The 16,509-nt window shown below is 69.0% G+C and carries 13 protein-coding genes; 8 read left to right on the plus strand and 5 right to left on the minus strand.

The annotated features are described in order from the left end of the window. Window positions 1–113 precede the first annotated feature (113 nt). From acpP to RIA68_11100, 4 genes are all read left to right on the plus strand, one after another. Window positions 114–362 carry an acyl carrier protein gene (gene acpP / locus RIA68_11085; protein MEQ8317988.1) on the plus strand — a complete coding sequence of 83 codons (249 nt, stop codon included), beginning with the start codon at window positions 114–116 and terminating at the stop codon, window positions 360–362. Between the two features lie 37 nt (window positions 363–399). Next, a complete protein-coding gene (gene fabF / locus RIA68_11090) occupies window positions 400–1,683 on the plus strand; it encodes a beta-ketoacyl-ACP synthase II (GenBank protein MEQ8317989.1) in 1,284 nt (427 codons plus the stop codon). Between the two features lie 58 nt (window positions 1,684–1,741). Beyond that, on the plus strand, window positions 1,742–2,008 hold the full coding sequence (locus tag RIA68_11095) for a FliM/FliN family flagellar motor C-terminal domain-containing protein (protein MEQ8317990.1): 267 nt from the start codon (window positions 1,742–1,744) through the stop codon (window positions 2,006–2,008). 63 nt (window positions 2,009–2,071) lie between these two features. Further along, complete coding sequence (locus tag RIA68_11100; GenBank protein MEQ8317991.1) at window positions 2,072–3,481, plus strand: GC-type dockerin domain-anchored protein; 1,410 nt, start codon at window positions 2,072–2,074, stop codon at window positions 3,479–3,481. A gap of 5 nt (window positions 3,482–3,486) precedes the next feature. Here the strand turns inward: RIA68_11100 and RIA68_11105 are convergent, their stop codons facing one another. After that, complete coding sequence (locus RIA68_11105; GenBank protein MEQ8317992.1) at window positions 3,487–6,564, minus strand: hypothetical protein; 3,078 nt, start codon at window positions 6,562–6,564, stop codon at window positions 3,487–3,489. Between the two features lie 16 nt (window positions 6,565–6,580). After that, window positions 6,581–7,150: an HAD hydrolase family protein gene (locus RIA68_11110; protein ID MEQ8317993.1), complete on the minus strand. Its 570-nt coding sequence runs from the start codon at window positions 7,148–7,150 to the stop codon at window positions 6,581–6,583. Window positions 7,151–7,280: 130 nt separating this feature from the next. Between RIA68_11110 and RIA68_11115 the strand changes: the two genes are divergently transcribed. Then, window positions 7,281–8,537 (plus strand): pyridoxal phosphate-dependent aminotransferase, encoded by a 1,257-nt coding sequence (locus RIA68_11115; protein ID MEQ8317994.1) that lies wholly within the window; start codon window positions 7,281–7,283, stop codon window positions 8,535–8,537. Here RIA68_11115 and RIA68_11120 read toward each other — a convergent pair. Both RIA68_11120 and RIA68_11125 read right to left on the minus strand, forming a co-directional pair. After that, the gene (locus RIA68_11120; GenBank protein MEQ8317995.1) at window positions 8,534–9,439 is read right to left on the minus strand and encodes a pseudouridine-5'-phosphate glycosidase; all 906 of its coding nucleotides are present in this window, start codon (window positions 9,437–9,439) and stop codon (window positions 8,534–8,536) included. The two genes, RIA68_11115 and RIA68_11120, sit on opposite strands and share 4 nt — an antisense overlap. 53 nt (window positions 9,440–9,492) lie before the next feature. Further along, complete coding sequence (locus tag RIA68_11125; GenBank protein ID MEQ8317996.1) at window positions 9,493–9,963, minus strand: HU family DNA-binding protein; 471 nt, start codon at window positions 9,961–9,963, stop codon at window positions 9,493–9,495. A gap of 257 nt (window positions 9,964–10,220) precedes the next feature. On the opposite strand from RIA68_11125, the gene RIA68_11130 reads away from it, so the two are divergent. Then, entirely contained in the window at window positions 10,221–11,207 is a 987-nt protein-coding gene (locus RIA68_11130; protein ID MEQ8317997.1) for an NAD(P)-dependent oxidoreductase, read from the plus strand. Window positions 11,208–11,213: 6 nt separating this feature from the next. Here the strand turns inward: RIA68_11130 and RIA68_11135 are convergent, their stop codons facing one another. Continuing rightward, window positions 11,214–11,576: a hypothetical protein gene (locus RIA68_11135; GenBank protein MEQ8317998.1), complete on the minus strand. Its 363-nt coding sequence runs from the start codon at window positions 11,574–11,576 to the stop codon at window positions 11,214–11,216. Between the two features lie 213 nt (window positions 11,577–11,789). On the opposite strand from RIA68_11135, the gene RIA68_11140 reads away from it, so the two are divergent. After that, window positions 11,790–12,140 (plus strand): hypothetical protein, encoded by a 351-nt coding sequence (locus tag RIA68_11140; GenBank protein ID MEQ8317999.1) that lies wholly within the window; start codon window positions 11,790–11,792, stop codon window positions 12,138–12,140. A 148-nt stretch (window positions 12,141–12,288) separates the two neighbouring features. Next, window positions 12,289–16,335, plus strand: a complete 4,047-nt coding sequence (gene secA / locus RIA68_11145; GenBank protein MEQ8318000.1) for a preprotein translocase subunit SecA — start codon at window positions 12,289–12,291, stop codon at window positions 16,333–16,335. Window positions 16,336–16,509 lie beyond the last annotated feature (174 nt).

Consider the following 16,509-nt stretch of genomic DNA (forward strand, 5'->3'; position numbering starts at 1 on the left):
CCTTCCGCCCGTGGCGGTTGACTTGGGGCGGCGGGTGGTCAGACTTCCCCTCGCCCGTCGCGTTGGGGTGCCGCAAGGGGGGCGTTCGACCCCCGGGGACTGGAGGCTTACAGGTGACCGAAGCTGAAATCGAGTCGAAGGTGATCGACATCGTCGCCGAGCAGATGCACGCCGAGAAGGAAAAGATCAGCCGCGACACGAGCTTCGTGGAGGATCTGAACGCCGACAGCCTCGACACCGTCGAGCTGGTCATGGAGTTCGAGGACGAGTTCGAGACGTCCATCCCGGACGAACAGGCCGAGCAGATCAAGACGGTCGGCCAGGCCATCGACTTCATCAAGCAGGCCCACGGCATCGAGTAGGCCGCCGGGCGGCTCGGTCCGCCGGCGGCTCCACGCCATGGGGAGCCACGCCACGAACCAGCACAAGGTCGTCATCACCGGCGTCGGAGCCATCACCTGCATGGGCCCCGATCCTCAGTCGGCGTGGGCTGCCATGCGCGACGGCGTCTCGGGCATCACCCGGCTCGAGGGCGACGAGTTCAGCCGGTTCGACGGCCAGTGGAGCGCCCACGTTGCCGGTCAGGTCAAGGACTGGAACCCCGCGGACCACATCGACCCGCGGGAAGCCAAGCGGCTCGACCGATCGGCCCAGTTCGGCATGGCCGCCGTGTCCCAGGCCGTCAAGATGTCGGGCGTCGACTTCTCGGCCATGGAACCCGAGCGGGCGGGCGTCGCCTTCGGCACGGGCGTGGGTGGCATCTCGACCATCGAGGACGGCCACTCCATCCTGCTCGAACGCGGGCCCAAGCGGCTCGGCCCGCTGACGGTGCCAAAGCTGATGGTGAACGCCACGGCGGGCAACGTCTCGATCACCTACGGCCTGCGCGGTCCGGCGACGGCGATGGCAACGGCGTGCGCGAGCTCGGGCAACGCCATCGGCGAGGCGCTCGAGACCATGCGCCGCGGCCGCACCGACGTGATGATCTCCGGCGGCACCGAGGCGGCCATCACGCCCCTGTGCGTCGGCGCCTTCCAGGCCATGAAGGCCCTGAGCGGCAACAAGGAGCCCGCCGCTGCCAGCCGGCCCTTCGACGCCGAGCGAGACGGCTTCGTGTTGGCCGAGGGCGCAGCGGCATTCGTGCTCGAGACCGAGGCCTTCGCCAAGGCCCGCGGCGCGACGATCCTGGCCGAGCTCGTCGGCTGGGCGGCCAGCGCCGACGCCTACCACATCACCGCGCCCGACGAGGCCGGCCGCGGCGCCCGCCAGGCCATGACCTGGGCCCTCGAGGACGCGGGCCTGAAGCCGGCCGACATCGGCTACATCAACGCCCACGGCACCAGCACGCCCCTGGGCGACAGCGCCGAGGTCGCCGCCGTGCTCGACGTCTTCGGCGAACACGCCCGCAAGAGCAAGGGTGGCACGCTGCTCATGAGCTCGACCAAGAGCGTGCACGGCCACGCCCTGGGCGCGTCGGGCGCCGTCGAGCTCATCGGCTGCATCCACGCGCTGCGAGAGGGCTTGGTGCCCCCCACCATCAACCTGCACCAGCCCGAAGAGCACTTCGACATCGACCTCGTGCCCAACGAGGTCCGCAAGACGCCCATCCGCTACGCGATGAACAACACCTTCGGCTTCGGCGGCCACAACGTGAGCCTCATCGTCGGCCGCTACGACGGCTGACCCGCACGCCCCATCCCGACGCTCAAGTCGACCGCTCCGGCGGGCCGATGCCCTGTGCATGGCGCGAGACGTGAAGACCATCCTGAGCCTCGAGGTGCCCGTGGTGGTCGTGCTGGCCGAACGGACGATGACCGTGGGCGACGTGCTGGGCCTGCGGCCGGGCACGATCCTGGAGGTCGACAAGTCCGCCGAGGACGACCTCTCCCTGCGCGTCAACAACCGCGACGTGGGCTCGGGCACGGCCGTCAAGGTCGGCGAGAACTTCGGCCTGCGGATCGAGGCGATCGGCAGCCAGGAGAAGCGGGTGGAGGCGCTGGGGGCGTAGGCGGCGGCCCCGCGGCTCCGTCTCGGCCTGCAACGCGACGCCAAGCCGGCTGTACCGTGTGGTGTGAGAAGCACCGCCAAGACAGTCGTCGTTGCCGCAGCCGTCGTCGGTGGGCTGTGCGCATCTGCATATCCTGAGTCACCCGATACCTGCGAGCCCCAGCGGGTCATCTCGCCGCCGTCCATCGGCACCCCCGATTTCGGGCATGCCGTTGCGACCGACGGCACGCAGTGGTTCGTCGCAAGCTCGGATGCCAACACGCTGTGTTCCGGGCCGGCGATCTCGTGCAGCACCGGGGCGGTCTTCGTCTACGACGAGATCGACGGCCGGCTCGAGCTCGCGCAGACGATCGTGCCGCCGGACGCCGAGCTCTATGACAACTTCGGGCAGAGCGTGGACGTCGATAGCGGACGGCTCGTCGTCGGCTCGCTGTTCACGCGCAATCCAACTACGGACCAACGCACCGGAGCCGTGTTCGTGTACGAGCACGACGGCGTCGAGTGGGTCGAGGTCGATCGGGTCTGGCCGCCGCCGAGCGTGCCGGAAGAATTCGCGAAGCAGCTCGTGCTGCACGGTGAATCGCTAATCGTTACAACCCAGCGGGGTCGCTCGGCGGAGGTCTACGCGTGGGACACCGCACGCGGCTGGCTACACCTTCAGACGGTGACACAGCCCGATCCGGACGGCCCGGCGACCGGGTTCGGCGTGCAATGGGCCGCGCGCGACGACTGGTTCGCTACCGGTGCCTATCTCGACAAGCGCACGCGTCCGAACGGCGGCGCGCTGTTCATCTTTCGCCGTGAGGCAAGCGGGATGTTAGAACTGGTGCAGGAATTCGTGTCAGACGAATCGATGCGGCTGGGGTACACCGTCGACTTCCTCGACGACGTGCTGGTGGTTGGTGCTCCTCTAGCCACGCGGGCTGAGCAATACCAAGGCGCTGTACGCTTCTATTCGTTCGATGGCAGCGAGTGGGCATTCACCGGTGAACTCACCCACGAAGAGCCACGAGAAAATCGCCAGTTCGGGGCCCGCGTGCTTTCCCACGGCAACTCGTTGTACGTTCGGGCCCTTGATGAGCGAACACCCGTTTCGTACGGGATGGTGTATGGCTACGAGCGAGACGCAACGGGTAGTTGGGTCGCAGTAGACCGGTTCGTGCCCGAGTCGGCCCATTTCGCAGACTTGTACGGCTCGGGCATGGCCAGCAACGGTGCGAGCCTCCTCATCGGCGCACGGCACGACCGATCCGCCACTGGCGGCGTCGTTGGCGCCGCCTACTTCTTTGACCTCGCCTGCGGCGATTGCCAAGCCGACCTCGACGCCGACGGCTCCCTCACCATCTTCGACTTCCTAACTTTCCTAAACCTCTTCCAGGACGGCGACGCGCTCGCCGACTTCGACGGCGACGGCGAGCTGACGATCTTCGACTTCCTGGCATTCCAGACGGCGTTCGACGCGGGCTGCGGGTAGGCCGTTCACCCGCCGGGAATCGCCCCACCAGCCGGCAGCGGGCGCACGATCGTGAACTCGCCCGTGTTGATGTTCCAGCGGACGCTGGCGGCCGAGGCGGGCTGGGCGCTGCGCTTGTCGAAGACGACGACGGGGGCCATCGGGTCACCCGAGGCGATGATCAGGCCGCTGCGCGCGTCATAGTCGAGGCTGCGCGCCACCAGCTCGCGGTCGTCGGTCGCGGCGTACACGGCACCCTCGGCCCGGGCGCTGCGCAAGGTCGTGGCCGAGCGCGAGCGGTCGAGCCCCTCGAGCGTAATGGTGAGCTGCTCGCAGTCGAGGTCGAGCTGCGGCGCGTCGGGCTCGCTGCGGTGGCTGAGACGCACGCCGCGGTCGAGCACGAGCTGCTGGGCGGCGCGATCGAAGGACATCGAGCCCAGCCAGTCGACGAGCGCCTGCCCCGATCCGCCGCGCGCCAGGTCGGTGAACGAGCCACGGCCGCGCTCGGCCGTCGCGCCATCGTCCAGCGGCATCTCGTCGGGCTGCTCCAGGATGATGGCCCGTCCCTTCCCGAAGGCCTCGATGTTGCTCGTCGGCCCGTCGAGCTTGGCCTCGGGCACCATGAGCACGAGCGCCGACTTGAGCGTGCGGTCTTCGGGCGAAGTCCCGAGGAACCGGCGGGACTCGATGATGACCACCGCCCCCGGCGTGGGCTCGGCCTCGGCCCGCGCCCAGAGCAGCTCGCGCTGGCCCTCAGCGAATTGCGGGTCGAGCGCCTCGCTCGCGTCGCCGTCCGCCGGCACGCTGAAGGCAAGCTGGATGTTGGCCGCCGCGATGCGGTCTTCCTCGGTGCGGCCGTCGGTCAGGTTGATGCGCGCGTTGCCGTCGGCCTCGGCCCGGCCCTTCGCGTCGTCGAAGAGCATGAAGTTGTCCCAGCCCAGCGTGAGCGTGCTGGGGCGCGGGCGGTCCTCGCGCTGCAGCTCGTGCGTCAGCGTGCCGGGGCCAAAGACCTGGGCCTGCCCGTTCAGTGCGTCGAGGCGGATCTGCGGGCCGGCGATCTCGGTATCCGCGCGCGAGGCGGTGGCGATCGCGCCGTCGGCGGCCTCGATCTCGGCGTACTGGTCATCGGGCCGGATGAACACGCGCTCGCCGCGCGCCGTGACGCGGGCGCCCTGGGCGTCCCTCGCGCGCAGGTCGACGGCGCCCGTCAGCTCGGCCTCTTCAACCTCCGTGCGGAGCTTGGAGCCGTCCATGGTGGCGGTGAGCTTCGCGTCGAGGTTCGCAGACTCGAAGGTCGCGTCCTGGCCGCGCCCTTCGACGTTGCCGGTCGCGATCAGGCGACGGGGCAGCGAACGTTCCTGGCTCTGGTCGAGCTCGAACTGCAGCTCGATGCGGTCGCCTCGAAGGCTTCCGGTGCGGTCGCTGCTGGCCGTCGCGGGCTCGTTGGGCTCGCGGGTCATGACGAGTCGACGGATGAGCGGCTGGCTGGAGTCGGTATCGAAGAACTCGGCGTCGATGGTCTCGGCGTTCAGGCGTGCGTCCTGGGCCTGGCCGTTGACCTTGCCACGGAAGCTCGCGCTGCGGAGCGTGAGGCCCTCGCGCATGCCGTCGCGCGCGGGAGTGCGGCGGAAGTCCATGTCGGCGCGCTCGGCCCAGGCGATGCGGCCCTCCTGGTCTTCGCCCAGCGCGGTGAGCTGTCCGGGGCCGATCATCGACGCGGTCTCGGAGAGCAGGTCGAGCTCGACGCGGATGCCGCGGGCCTCGCCCGCGCCCGGCGCGGTGACGAACACGCTGTTGGCCGCCGGCCCGAGCAGGATGGCCCGCTGCGTCGTCGGGTAGTAGTCGATGGTGGCAGCGTGGCCGCGGGCGCCCATCTCGGCATCGGCAATCTGGACGAGCCCGCGCTCTGGCGCACTCAATCGGAGCGCCAGGTCGTCGCGCGCGAGTTCGCGCGGCTCGCCGGCCAGCGGGCGGGCGACGAGCGGGCCATCCCAGGTGAGCGTGATGGGCTCGCCGGGCGTCGCGCCTTCGGGCTGGTCTTGCTCGACGGCCGCGAGCAAGGCGGCCATGACGCGGGCGGTGGTGTCGAGGTGGCCGGCGGCGGTACGCGTCTCGAGCGGCGCGATGGCGCCGTCGGGCAGGCCGTTGTCGATGAGCCGCACCCACGCATCGAGCGCGTCGGCGTTGGTGGTCATCGTACCTCGCGTGATCACGACGTTCCCGCGGATCTGGAGCTGGTAGAACGTCTCGACGGGCGTGGCCGCCGGGCCCGGCGTCGCGGGCGAGGGCGTCTGCTGCGCGGGTTGCCCTGGCGCGGCACCTCCCGGCTGCGTCGCCGGCTGCTGCGCTTGCGGACGCTCGGGCTGGGCCGGCTCGGCCTGCTCAGGCCCGGACGACGAGGCCGGCGGCGTGAATGTCGCCGTGCCGCCGCGCGGGCTCTCGAGCCGCTCGAGCTGGCTGGTCACCTGGTTGCCGCGGATGTCCAGACCGTTGACCTCGAACACGAGGTCGTCGGCCGAGCCCACGACGGTCTCCTGCGTCGAGACGGTGCCCAGCTCGACGTTGAAGTCGAGCGCTGGGGTCTTGAACGTCGCGGCGGGCGTGGCCGCGTCGAGCACGGCGGGGCGGGTGTCGACGCCCGGCTCGTACACGCGGATGACGACGTCGCCGGTGAGCGTCCCACGCTCGGGCGGCTGGCTGCGCGCGGGCATGGCCAGGTCGCCCCGGTCGGCCATGACGTGCACGGTCTGGCCGGCCGACTGGTAAATCCACATGCGCGGCTCGGTGGCGATGTAGCCACGCGAGCCCTCGGGCGCCATCTGACCGGCGATCATGCGCGCCTGCGTGCGGCCGGGGTCTTCGCGGTCGACGAACGAGATGTCGACGTTGCGAGCGACCTGGTCGGCCCCACCACCGAGTTGCACGCCGCCCCCGGCGCCGACTGGCGGGAGGCCCTGTCCCTGCGGCCCCTGCTTCGGGCCGCCCGACCCGCTGGCGAACACGTACACGAGCACGCCCACGCCCACCGCGGCGATGGCGACGGCCAGCAGGATGCGTCTCGGGGCGTTGCCGCGCCGGCTCGGGCCGGTGGAGGTGTCAGGCATCACGAATCGTAGTGAGCTAAGCGTACAGGGCCATGACGTGATCGAGCTTGTCTTGGGCGCGCAGGATGGCCCAGATGGCTTCCCGCACCGCGCCGTGCCCGCCCTTGGCCTCGGTCGTCAGCAGGCACAGGTCCTTGATGCCCCGGTCGGCATCGCCCACGGCGATTGGGCAGCCCACCGTGTGCATCGCGCGGAGGTCCGACAGGTCGTCGCCGACGAAGGCCACCTGGTCGATGCTCAGGCCTTCGGACTTGGCCAGTTCCAAGACCGTGGCACGCTTGTCGGTCACGCTATCGAACAGGTAGGCGATGCCCAGGTCCTTGGCCCGCCGCCGGACGGACCGGGCCGGGCGGGCGGTGACGATGGCCGTGGCGTAGCCCAGCCGGTGCCAGGCCGTGATGCCCTGGCCGTCGTGCACACAGAAGCGGCGGGTCTCGACGTTGTCCTCGTTGAGGTACAGCCCGCCGTCCGTGAGGGTGCCGTCGACGTCGAGGCAGAGCAGCCGGACCCCGGCGGCCTTTTCGCGGAAGGCCTTGGGCAGGTCGGAGGGCGGCTTCGTCGAGTCTGTCGACCTGGGCTGGCTCATGCGTGGGGTCGGTCCTTGGTCGGGCGCGGGGCGGCGTTGGGCGTATGGTTACCGCCCGGTGCCAACGGTATGGTTGGTGCGCGGTCGGCAGGGATCACGCGGACGGGATTTCGCACTCCGGAGGCTCGAGATGTCGTGGATCAAGCTCGCCGAACGCGTGGACAGCCTCGAGGGTTCGGCGACGGTGGCCGTGGCGACCCGGGCCAAGGCGCTCAAGGCCCAGGGCAAGGACGTCGTCAGCTTCGGCGCCGGAGAGCCCGACTTCGATACGCCCGAGGTCATCAAGCAGGCCGCCATCGAGGCGCTCCAGGCCGGCAAGACCAAGTACGAAGCGGCCCCAGGCCCCGAGCCCGCGCGGCAGGCCATCGCCAAGAAGCTGCAGGCCGACAACGGGCTTGAGGTCGACGCCAAGGGCGTGGTCATCGTGTCGGGCGCCAAGGCGGCGTTCTTCCAGGCGTGCTTCGCCCTGCTGGGCGACATGGCCCCCGACGGCCAGCCCTGGGAGGTCATCGTCCCCACGCCGGCGTGGGTGAGCTACGAGCCGATCGTCAAGATGTGCGGCGGGTCGGTGGTCGAGGTCGACCTGAAGCCCGAGGACGGCTTCGTGCTCAGGCCCGAAGCGCTGCGCAAGGCCGTCACCGCGCGCACGCGCATGGTCATCGTCAATACGCCCAGCAATCCGTGCGGGGCCGTCTATTCGCGCGAGGCCCTCGCCCAGCTGGCCGAGGTGCTGGGCGACGCCGTGCGTGCGATCGCGCCCAACCTGGTCGTCGTGACCGACGAGATCTACGAGAAGCTGGTGTTCGACGGGCTCGAGCACGCGTCGATCGGAGCGATGGCGCCCGTCAAGGATCGCACGCTGACGATCAACGCGCTCAGCAAGAGCTACGCCATGACGGGCTGGCGCGTGGGCTACGCGGCGGCGACCGGAGATCTGGCCGCCGAACTCATCCCAGCGATGGCGCGCATCCAGGCGCAGACCATCACGAACATCACCTCGTTCCTGTATCCGGCGATCTCGACGGCATTCGATCGATCGGCCGACGACATCGAGCGCTTCCGCTGCACGTTCGAGGCGCGCCGGGATCTGGTCATGGAGTTGCTCGGGGGCGTCGACGGCATCGAGACCGCCCGGCCCCAGGGTGCGATGTACGCCTTCCCGCGCGTCGCCGGGCACTACGGCAAGACGAGCAAGGGCGGGGCGAAGGTGAGCGACTCGTTGAGCTTCTGCGAGGCGCTGCTCGAGGAGCAGGGCGTGGCGATGGTGCCCGGCGGGGCGTTCGGCGGGCGCGGCGACGAGCACGTCCGCATCAGCTACGCGTGCTCGGACGCGGATATCCGCAAGGGCATCGAGCGGCTGGGTGCGTTCGTCTCGGGCCTGCGCTAGCCAGCCATCTGGACCGCGATCCGGGCTGCGAGGTCGGCATTCGCGCGCACCAGGGCGAGATTGGCCTCCAGCGTCTTGCCGTCCGAGATGCGGTGGAGCGTCTCGAGCACGGCGGGCGTGGCTGCCCGGCCCTGGACGGCCGGCGTGGCGGCCTGGGCCTCTTCCAGCCAGTGGTGCCAGAGGTGGGGCTCGATGGCGTGCTCGGCTGGCACGGGCTGAACGATGAGCACGCCCCGTCCGGTCGACGCCAGGTGATGGCGCGCGAAGGCGGCGATGTCGTCGACGTTCTCGAACGTCGCATCGACGCCGGATTCGCTGTCGGTGAGGTAGAACGCTGGGAACGTCTCGGTCTTGGAGCCGACGACAGGGACGCCCAGCGTCTCGAGCAGTTCTCGCGTGGAGGCAACGTCGAGGATGGCCTTGACGCCGCTGGACACGACCGCGACGGGTTGCTGTGCGAGCGCGGCGAGGTCGGCGCTGATGTCCAGACGATGGTCCATGTTGTGGTGCACCCCGCCGAGCCCGCCGGTAGCCATCACGCGGATGCCGGCGCTGGCGGCGAGCGACACGGTGGCGCTGACGGTGGTCGCCGCGGTGGCGCCCTGGTGGATCAGCGGACCGAGGTTGGCGGTGTTGGCCTTCTCGACCGCCTGCCGACCGAGGAAGTCGGCGAGCTCGTCCTTGGTCATGCCGACGATCGGGGTGCCGTCGAGCACGCCGATGGTGGCCGGCCTAGCGCCGTGCGACTCGATGACGGCGTCGAGTTCCTTGGCCAGGGGCAGGCCCTTGCCCGCGGGGAGGCCGTGGGCCAGCAGCGTCGTCTCGAGCGCAACGGCCGCACGCCCGGCAACGCGTCGCACGATGGTGGTGCGAGGCGTCGGGGCGTGCTGGTGGTCGGGCATGGGCGAGCCTATGCCCGCGCGTGGATGTCGGACTGCTTGGTCTGGCCGGCCGTTTAGGCGACCATGTCCTTCAGGCCCTTGAGCGGACGGACCTTGACGACGTTGCGGGCGGGCTTGGCCTTGAAGACGGTGGGCTCGCCGGTGAAGGGGTTGATGCCCTTGCGAGCCTTGGTGGCAGGCTTGCGCTGGACGGTGACCTTCATCATGCCGGGCACGTTGAAGGTGCCCACGCTGCCCTTCTTGAGGTCGGCGGCGATCATGGTGCTCATCGTGTCGAAGACCTGGGCGACCTCCTTCTTGGAGATGCCCACGTGCTCGGCGATGAGGGCCTGGATCTCGCTCTTGGTGCGGGGCTTGCCGCGGGCGCCGGTGATCTTGGTGCCGGTCGACTTGGTGGCGGTACCGGCGCGGCGGGTCGAGGTCTTGCGGGCCGGCGCCTTGCGGCTGCGGGCCGTGGTCTTGGTGCGACGGACGGTTTTCTTGGTGGTCTTCTTGCGGGAACGACTTGCGGTCTTCTTGGCCATTGTTGCACTCCGTGCGAGGGGTCCGGCGTTCGTGCCGGGCGGCTTGCCCATACTCCAGGCAAGGAATCTTTACGCATCCGCTCGCCGACAGTTGTTCGGCTTGAAGGGCGTTGAGCCTGAAAAAACAGTGGTTTTTGGGCCGCATTTCTTCCCGGGTGGCTCCAGACCCTGCAAAAACAGGGGTTTGCGGGCTTCCAGGGCCCTCTTCCAGCAGCGGGCGACGCCTTCGACCAAGCTCTGCCGAGTACGATCGCCGCGTGAAAAACAGTGCAAAATCTGGAACGACGGACGCCGAGGTACTGGTTTCGCGGTCGATTCCGGGCGATTTCGACGCCGCCGGCGCAAGCGTGCGCGTGCTGGGCGAGGCGCTCCCGGCTCGCGAAGACCTGCTCGCCGCGCTGCCCGGTGCCCGCATCCTGGTCTCGATGTTTACCGACAGGGTGGACGCCGAGTTGCTCGCCGCGGCCGAGGGCTCGCTCCAGGGCGTGTGCCAGTACGCGGTCGGAACCGACAACATCGACTTCGAGGCCTGCAAGGACGCCGGCGTCGTCGTCACGAACACGCCCGATGCGGTGACCGAGGGCACCGCCGACCTGGCGTGGGCCCTGCTGCTGGCCGTGGCGCGGCGGGTGGTCGAGGCCGACGCCTATGCCCGAAGCGAGGCGTACCCCGCGGGCGGGCCGCTCGGCATGAGCGACTTCCTCGGGGCCGACCTGACCGGCCGGACGCTGCTGATCGTGGGCGCAGGACGGATCGGCCGTGCGGTGGCACTGCGGTCGATCGGCTGGGGCATGCGCGTGCTGTACGTGGCGCGAAGCCGGCACTGGGACTTCGAGCTGGCGCCGCTGGCGGCCGAGCGGGTGGAGCTAGAAGAGGGACTGCAGCGGGCGGACGTGGTGAGCCTGCACACGCCGCTGACCGACGCGACGCGGCACTTGATCGACAAGCGGCGGCTGGGGCTGATGAAGGAGAGCGCCATCCTCATCAACACGGCCCGCGGCCCGGTGGTGGACGAGGCGGCGCTGGCCGAGGCGCTGGCGTCGGGCCAGATCTGGGGCGCGGGGTTGGACGTGTTCGAGCGCGAGCCGGCGGTGCATCCGGGGCTGATCAAGGCGACCAACGCTGTGCTCACGCCGCACATCGGCAGCGGCGAGCGCCGGTATCGCGAGATGATGACGGCGATGGTGGCTGAGAACGTGCGGGCGATTCTGGAGGGCGAGGAGCCGCCGAATCGGGTCGGCTGATTCGGCTCAGCGCTGCTTGGCGAAGTGCAGGTCGAGGTAGCGGGCGACGTAGTCGACCAGGCTCGTGGCCTCGGGGATCTCGGGGTTGCTCGTGTGGCCCATGGGCTCGAAGCGCATGCCCTTGAACCGCGTCACCGCTTCTTCCACCGGCAGGCCATACTGAAGCGCGAGGCTCAGGGCTCGGCAGTAGGCCTGGACCATGCCCTTGATGGTCGAGCCTTCCTTGGCCATCTTGATGAAGACCTCGCCGGGGGAGCCGTCGTCGTAGAGGCCGATGGTGAGGTAGCCCTCGTGGCCGCCGACCGAGAACTTGTGCGTGATGGCGTTGCGCGTGTTGGGCAGCATCCGGCGGTCGTGGGTTTCGGTCATGGTCGACTGCATGGTTGGGGGCCTCCGGAGCCGCGGGGCGGGTCGGAAGGATATCGGTCGGTCCGGCCGGCCTCCTGTGATCATGGGCGCGAGAACATTGCTTGTGGGCCTCGGCGGGCCGATACTTAGGCAGCCGGCTGTCGCTTACGAGCAGGGCGTCTTGGGAATGCCCGAGGGCCCGGCGGTGATGGCAGCGATGGCGACGACTCGATGATGACGCAGAGTACGAACACAACGCGAACGACTGTCGGAGGCCGAGCGGCATCGCTCGCGGCCTTTGCGGCGTTGCTCGTGGTCATCGCCTCTGCCGACGCCGCGATGCGCGTCGCGCCCCAGGGCCTTCGCGTCGCCACCGATGGCCGCCCGGCCCGCACCAGCCTGATCGGGCTCGGCCGGATGGTCGAGGGCCTGCTGGCGTGCGCGACGGTGACGGACGCGGGCAGCCGCGTGTCGCTGGTGGTTGCCACGTCCCACGAGCCCGAGCCGGCGCAGGTCGCCGGCACGCCGGCCGCAGCGTTCGGGCGTCACGACCTGATCGACCTGCCCCCGCCCGCACGGGCGTAATGGTCCAACGACGGCGTGGGCGCTCTCGGGCGGCCCGGGCCGTGGCAACTCTGGCCCGAGATCGCTTCCAACATTCACTGAGACCCTTCGGGGCGCCGCGGCGTGCGCATCAGTACGGCCGGGGGCGCGCCATCGCGAGGCATTGCACATGGCAGGCAACCAGGGCATCCCGGTCATCGGACCGGTCTTGAACAAGATCATCGGCACCCGCAACGAGCGGTTCGTCAAGAAGTACACGACGAAGGTCGAGCAGATCAACGCGCTCAGCGACGAGATGAGCGCGCTGACCGACTCGGAGATCAAGAGCAAGTTTCGCTCGTACCGCAAGCGCATCGACGGCGGCGAGAAGGCCGAGGCGCTGCTGCCCGAGGTGTTCGCCATCGCCCGCGAGGCGATGGACCGGGCGGTGGGCATCCGCAACACGCTCAATCCTGAGCACGAGTTCGACCCCAGCGGCCTGCCCGAGGACATGCAAAAGCTGCACGCCGAACTGATGAAGCAGGCCGGCGAGCTGCCGCCGATGCTGCCGCGGACGTTCATGGGCGAAGGGCCCCAGGGAGCCGTGCCCGACGAGAAGGACGAGTTCCTTGGCTCGACCGAGGTGATCCCCGGCTGGATGCGGGTCGAGATCCCTCCGGCGTTCTACGCCGCGGTGCGAGAGCTGATCCCCGAGAGCCGGCCGCCGTTCCGGACGCGGCCGTTCGACGTGCAGCTCTTGGGCGCCATGGTGCTCAGCCAGGGCAAGATCGCCGAGATGAAGACGGGCGAGGGCAAGACGATCGTCGCGCCGCTGGCCACGTGCCTGGCGGCGGTCGAGGGCATGAAGATCCACGTCGTGACGGTGAACGACTACCTCGTGCAACGCGACCGCGACTGGACGTTCCCGTTCTTCCACGCGCTGGGCATGACGGTCGGGGCCATCCACCCCCAGCACATGCAGCCCGAAGAGATCAAGCGGCACATGTACCGCTGCGACGTGGTCTACGGCACGACCAGCGAGTTCGGCTTCGACTACCTCCGCGACAACATGAAGCGGTCGGTGGCCGAGCAGGTGCAGCGTCGCCGCGAGTTCGCGATCGTCGACGAGGTCGACTCGACGCTGATCGACGAGGCGCGCACACCGCTGATCATCAGCGGCCCGGCCCACGAGGACAGGCCGCGGTACGAGCAGGCCGACGAGCTGGCCCGCCACCTGGTCGAGCTCAACAAGCCCTGGACCCAGGCCGACGAGAAGGCCCAGGAGGCCATCAACCGCATCAAGTCGATCGAGGGCGACATTCGCACGGCCCGCAGCAAGGACGACGCCAAGCAGATGCAGGCCGAGCTTGCCGAGCTGAAGAAGAACCTGCCCGCGCTCGAAGAGGAGCGCGATCGGCACACGCAGTACTACGAGATCAAGCCCGAGCGCAAGCAGGCCTACCTGACGCACGAGGGCATCGCCGAGGCGCAGCGCAAGGCCGGCGTGGGCTCGTTCTACGTCGACGAGAACATGGACCTGCCCCACCTGATGGAGCAGGCGCTGCGCGCCCACGTGGTGTACGAGCTGGACCGCGACTACGTGATCATGAACTCGCAGAACCCCCAGACGGGCCAGAACGAGCCCAGCGTCGTGATCGTCGACACGTTCACGGGCCGGCCCATGATCGGGCGGCAGTGGAGCGACGGCTTGCACCAGGCCGTCGAGGCCAAGGAGAAGGTCCCCGTCAAGCAGGAGACGCAGACCGTCGCGACGGTGACGATCCAGAACTTCTTCAAGATGTATGAGCGGCTGGCGGGCATGACGGGCACGGCCGACACCGAGGCCCAGGAATTCAACGACATCTACAGCCTCGACGTCGTGAGCATCCCCACCAACCGCGAGGTGGTCCGCAACGACTACGACGACCTGATGTTCCTCCGCGAGAAGGACAAGTGGGAGGCCATCGTCGACGAGATCAAGGCGTTCCACGACGTGGGGCGGCCCATCCTCGTTGGTACGACCAGCGTGGAGCGGAGCGAGTTCCTCGGCAAGATGCTGCAGCGCAAGCACGGCGTGAAGCACGAGGTGCTCAACGCCAAGCAGCACGAGCGCGAGGCCCACATCGTGGTCAACGCCGGCCAGCTCGGCGCCGTGATGATCGCCACGAACATGGCCGGCCGCGGCACGGACATCAAGCTGGGCAAGTGCTCGCGCGAGCAGCTCATCGACCACTGGCTTCGCCGTGGCATCGCGTCTCGTGAGCTGAAGCCGGACGCGAACGAGGAGCAACTCCGCGAGAACGTCTTCCGCAAGATGGCCCAGACCGAGCTGAAGGGTGACGGCCTGAGCAAGCGGGACGTCGAGCAGATGCCCTTCGAGGAGGTCGAGCTCGCGCTGCTGAAGCACTGGTCGATCACGTACACCTACATGACCGACAAGCAGGTGCAGGCCGCCACGTGCGACGAGCTCATGGCCGAGCTCGATGCGTGCGGTCGGTTCCTGATCCACCGCATCCGCTGGTTCGACAACATCGAGGACATGGGCGGGCTGCACGTCATCGGCACCGAGCGGCACGAGAGCCGGCGCATCGACAACCAGCTCCGCGGCCGTTCGGGCCGCCAGGGCGACCAGGGCTCGACGCGGTTCTTCGTGAGCCTGGAAGACCCGCTCATGAAGATGTTCGCGGGGGCGGCCATGCAGAACTTCCTGTCGAAGGTCGGCGGCATGAAGGAGGGCGACGCCATCGAGCACCCGTGGCTGAGCAAGAGCTTCGAGCGGGCCCAGCGGAAGGTCGAGGAACGCAACTTCCAGATCCGCAAGAACATCCTCGAGTACGACGAGGTCATGGAGCACCAGCGGCAGTTCTTCTACGGCCTGCGACAGCGGGCGCTCGAGGGCCGCGACGTGAAGGGCCTGGTGCTGGGCTACATCGACGTGGTCATCGACGAGGCCTGCGAGCAGTACCTCGACAAGGACTACCCCGCCGAGTGCGCCGCCGAGTACGCCAAGCAGCAGCTCGACTGCTCGATCATGCCCGATCGCCTGCGTGGCAAGGACCACGAGGAGATGGACGCCGCCATCCGCCGAGAGGCCAAGGAAGACGCGCGGCAGATGATCGACCTGACGCTGGGCGAATACATGCCCATGGAGGGCTCGGAAGTCAGCGTCGACTTCGATTCGGCCGGCCTGATCAACTGGGCCAAGAGCCGCTTCGACGTGGAGTTGCACGCGGCCGACCTCCGCGAGGGCGGGGCGGCCGAGCGACGGCACGTGTTCGACACGCTCGTCGAGCGAGCCCACGAGAAGATCGACGATGCCGACCTGGCCGGCCTGGCTCGCTTTACCGAGAAGCACTACGGTGCCCACGAGCTGGCCAAGTGGGTCAAGGGCCGCTTCGGCTTCGACGTCGAGGTCTCGGCGCTCGTGAAGGCCGAGGAGTCGGAAGAGAACTCGGCCAACGAGTACATCAAGCAGAAGGCCCGCGAGATCTACAACGATCTTGAGGTGAAGTACCCGGCCGAGTTCGCGATGAACGTGACGCGGAACCTCATGCGCACCAGCCCGGGCGACGCGCTGGGCCAGCTCTCGGAGTGGGCCAACCGGCGCTACGAGCTGGGCCTGACCGAAGACCAGCTCCGCAAGACCAATCCGGCGGCGCTGCAGAAGCAGATCGAGCAGGCGTCCAAGGACTTCGTCGATTCGGGACGGCTCGACAAGGAGATCAAGGACGCGCTGGCGTGCCCCAACGACGACACGCTCGATGCGCACCTGAAGCAGCGCTTCAACCTGCGGACCGGCGTGCCCGACTGGATGCGCGGCATGCGCGGCGAGCAGCGCGAGGGCGTGGTGCGAGGTCGCGTCGAGGAGTTGCTGCGGGCCGAGATGCTGCACCTGGAGCGCATGGTGCTGCTCGAGGCGCTCGACAACCAGTGGCGCGATCACCTGTACCAGATGGACCAGCTCCGCGACGGCATCAGCTTCCGCGCCTTCAGCCAGCAGGACCCGCGCATCGCCTTCAAGAGCGAGGGCGCCAAGCTGTTCGGCGAGATGCAGCAGTCGGTGCGCACGCGCGTGACCGACTACATCTTCAAGATCCAGCTCGGCCCCGAGCAGGCCCAGGCACGCAGCGGACTCGGCCCCATGATGGGCGGCCCGCGCGCCGGCGGCGGTGCGCAGCAAGCCGGACCCGGCGGCCAGCCACCGTCGGGCGGCATCACCGGGCCGGGCATGGGCTGATCGGCGTCGATCGCGCGGTATAGTTTTGTTCGGAAAGCCGAACCCCAACGCCATCGCCTGCGGATGGGCTCAAGATTCGGCCACCCTCCCCTCGAAGCCACCGGATCGGCCGGTGGCAGTACCATGGATCGGGCCTGGGGTACGTGCCGGGGCGGGTGATGGGCCCGTTGGCTC

It is taken from the genome of Phycisphaerales bacterium (assembly GCA_040217175.1).
In the GTDB taxonomy this organism is placed as follows: domain Bacteria; phylum Planctomycetota; class Phycisphaerae; order Phycisphaerales; family UBA1924; genus JAHCJI01.

Coding starts and splice junctions, on each gene's coding strand:
- fabF (MEQ8317989.1), top strand. CDS start 400: ATGGGGAGCCACGCCACGAACCAGCACAAGGTCGTCATCACCGGCGTC.
- RIA68_11095 (MEQ8317990.1), top strand. CDS start 1,742: ATGGCGCGAGACGTGAAGACCATCCTGAGCCTCGAGGTGCCCGTGGTG.
- RIA68_11105 (MEQ8317992.1), bottom strand. CDS start 6,564: ATGCCTGACACCTCCACCGGCCCGAGCCGGCGCGGCAACGCCCCGAGA.
- RIA68_11110 (MEQ8317993.1), bottom strand. CDS start 7,150: ATGAGCCAGCCCAGGTCGACAGACTCGACGAAGCCGCCCTCCGACCTG.
- RIA68_11115 (MEQ8317994.1), top strand. CDS start 7,281: ATGTCGTGGATCAAGCTCGCCGAACGCGTGGACAGCCTCGAGGGTTCG.
- RIA68_11120 (MEQ8317995.1), bottom strand. CDS start 9,439: ATGCCCGACCACCAGCACGCCCCGACGCCTCGCACCACCATCGTGCGA.
- RIA68_11125 (MEQ8317996.1), bottom strand. CDS start 9,963: ATGGCCAAGAAGACCGCAAGTCGTTCCCGCAAGAAGACCACCAAGAAA.
- RIA68_11135 (MEQ8317998.1), bottom strand. CDS start 11,576: ATGACCGAAACCCACGACCGCCGGATGCTGCCCAACACGCGCAACGCC.
- RIA68_11140 (MEQ8317999.1), top strand. CDS start 11,790: ATGACGCAGAGTACGAACACAACGCGAACGACTGTCGGAGGCCGAGCG.
- secA (MEQ8318000.1), top strand. CDS start 12,289: ATGGCAGGCAACCAGGGCATCCCGGTCATCGGACCGGTCTTGAACAAG.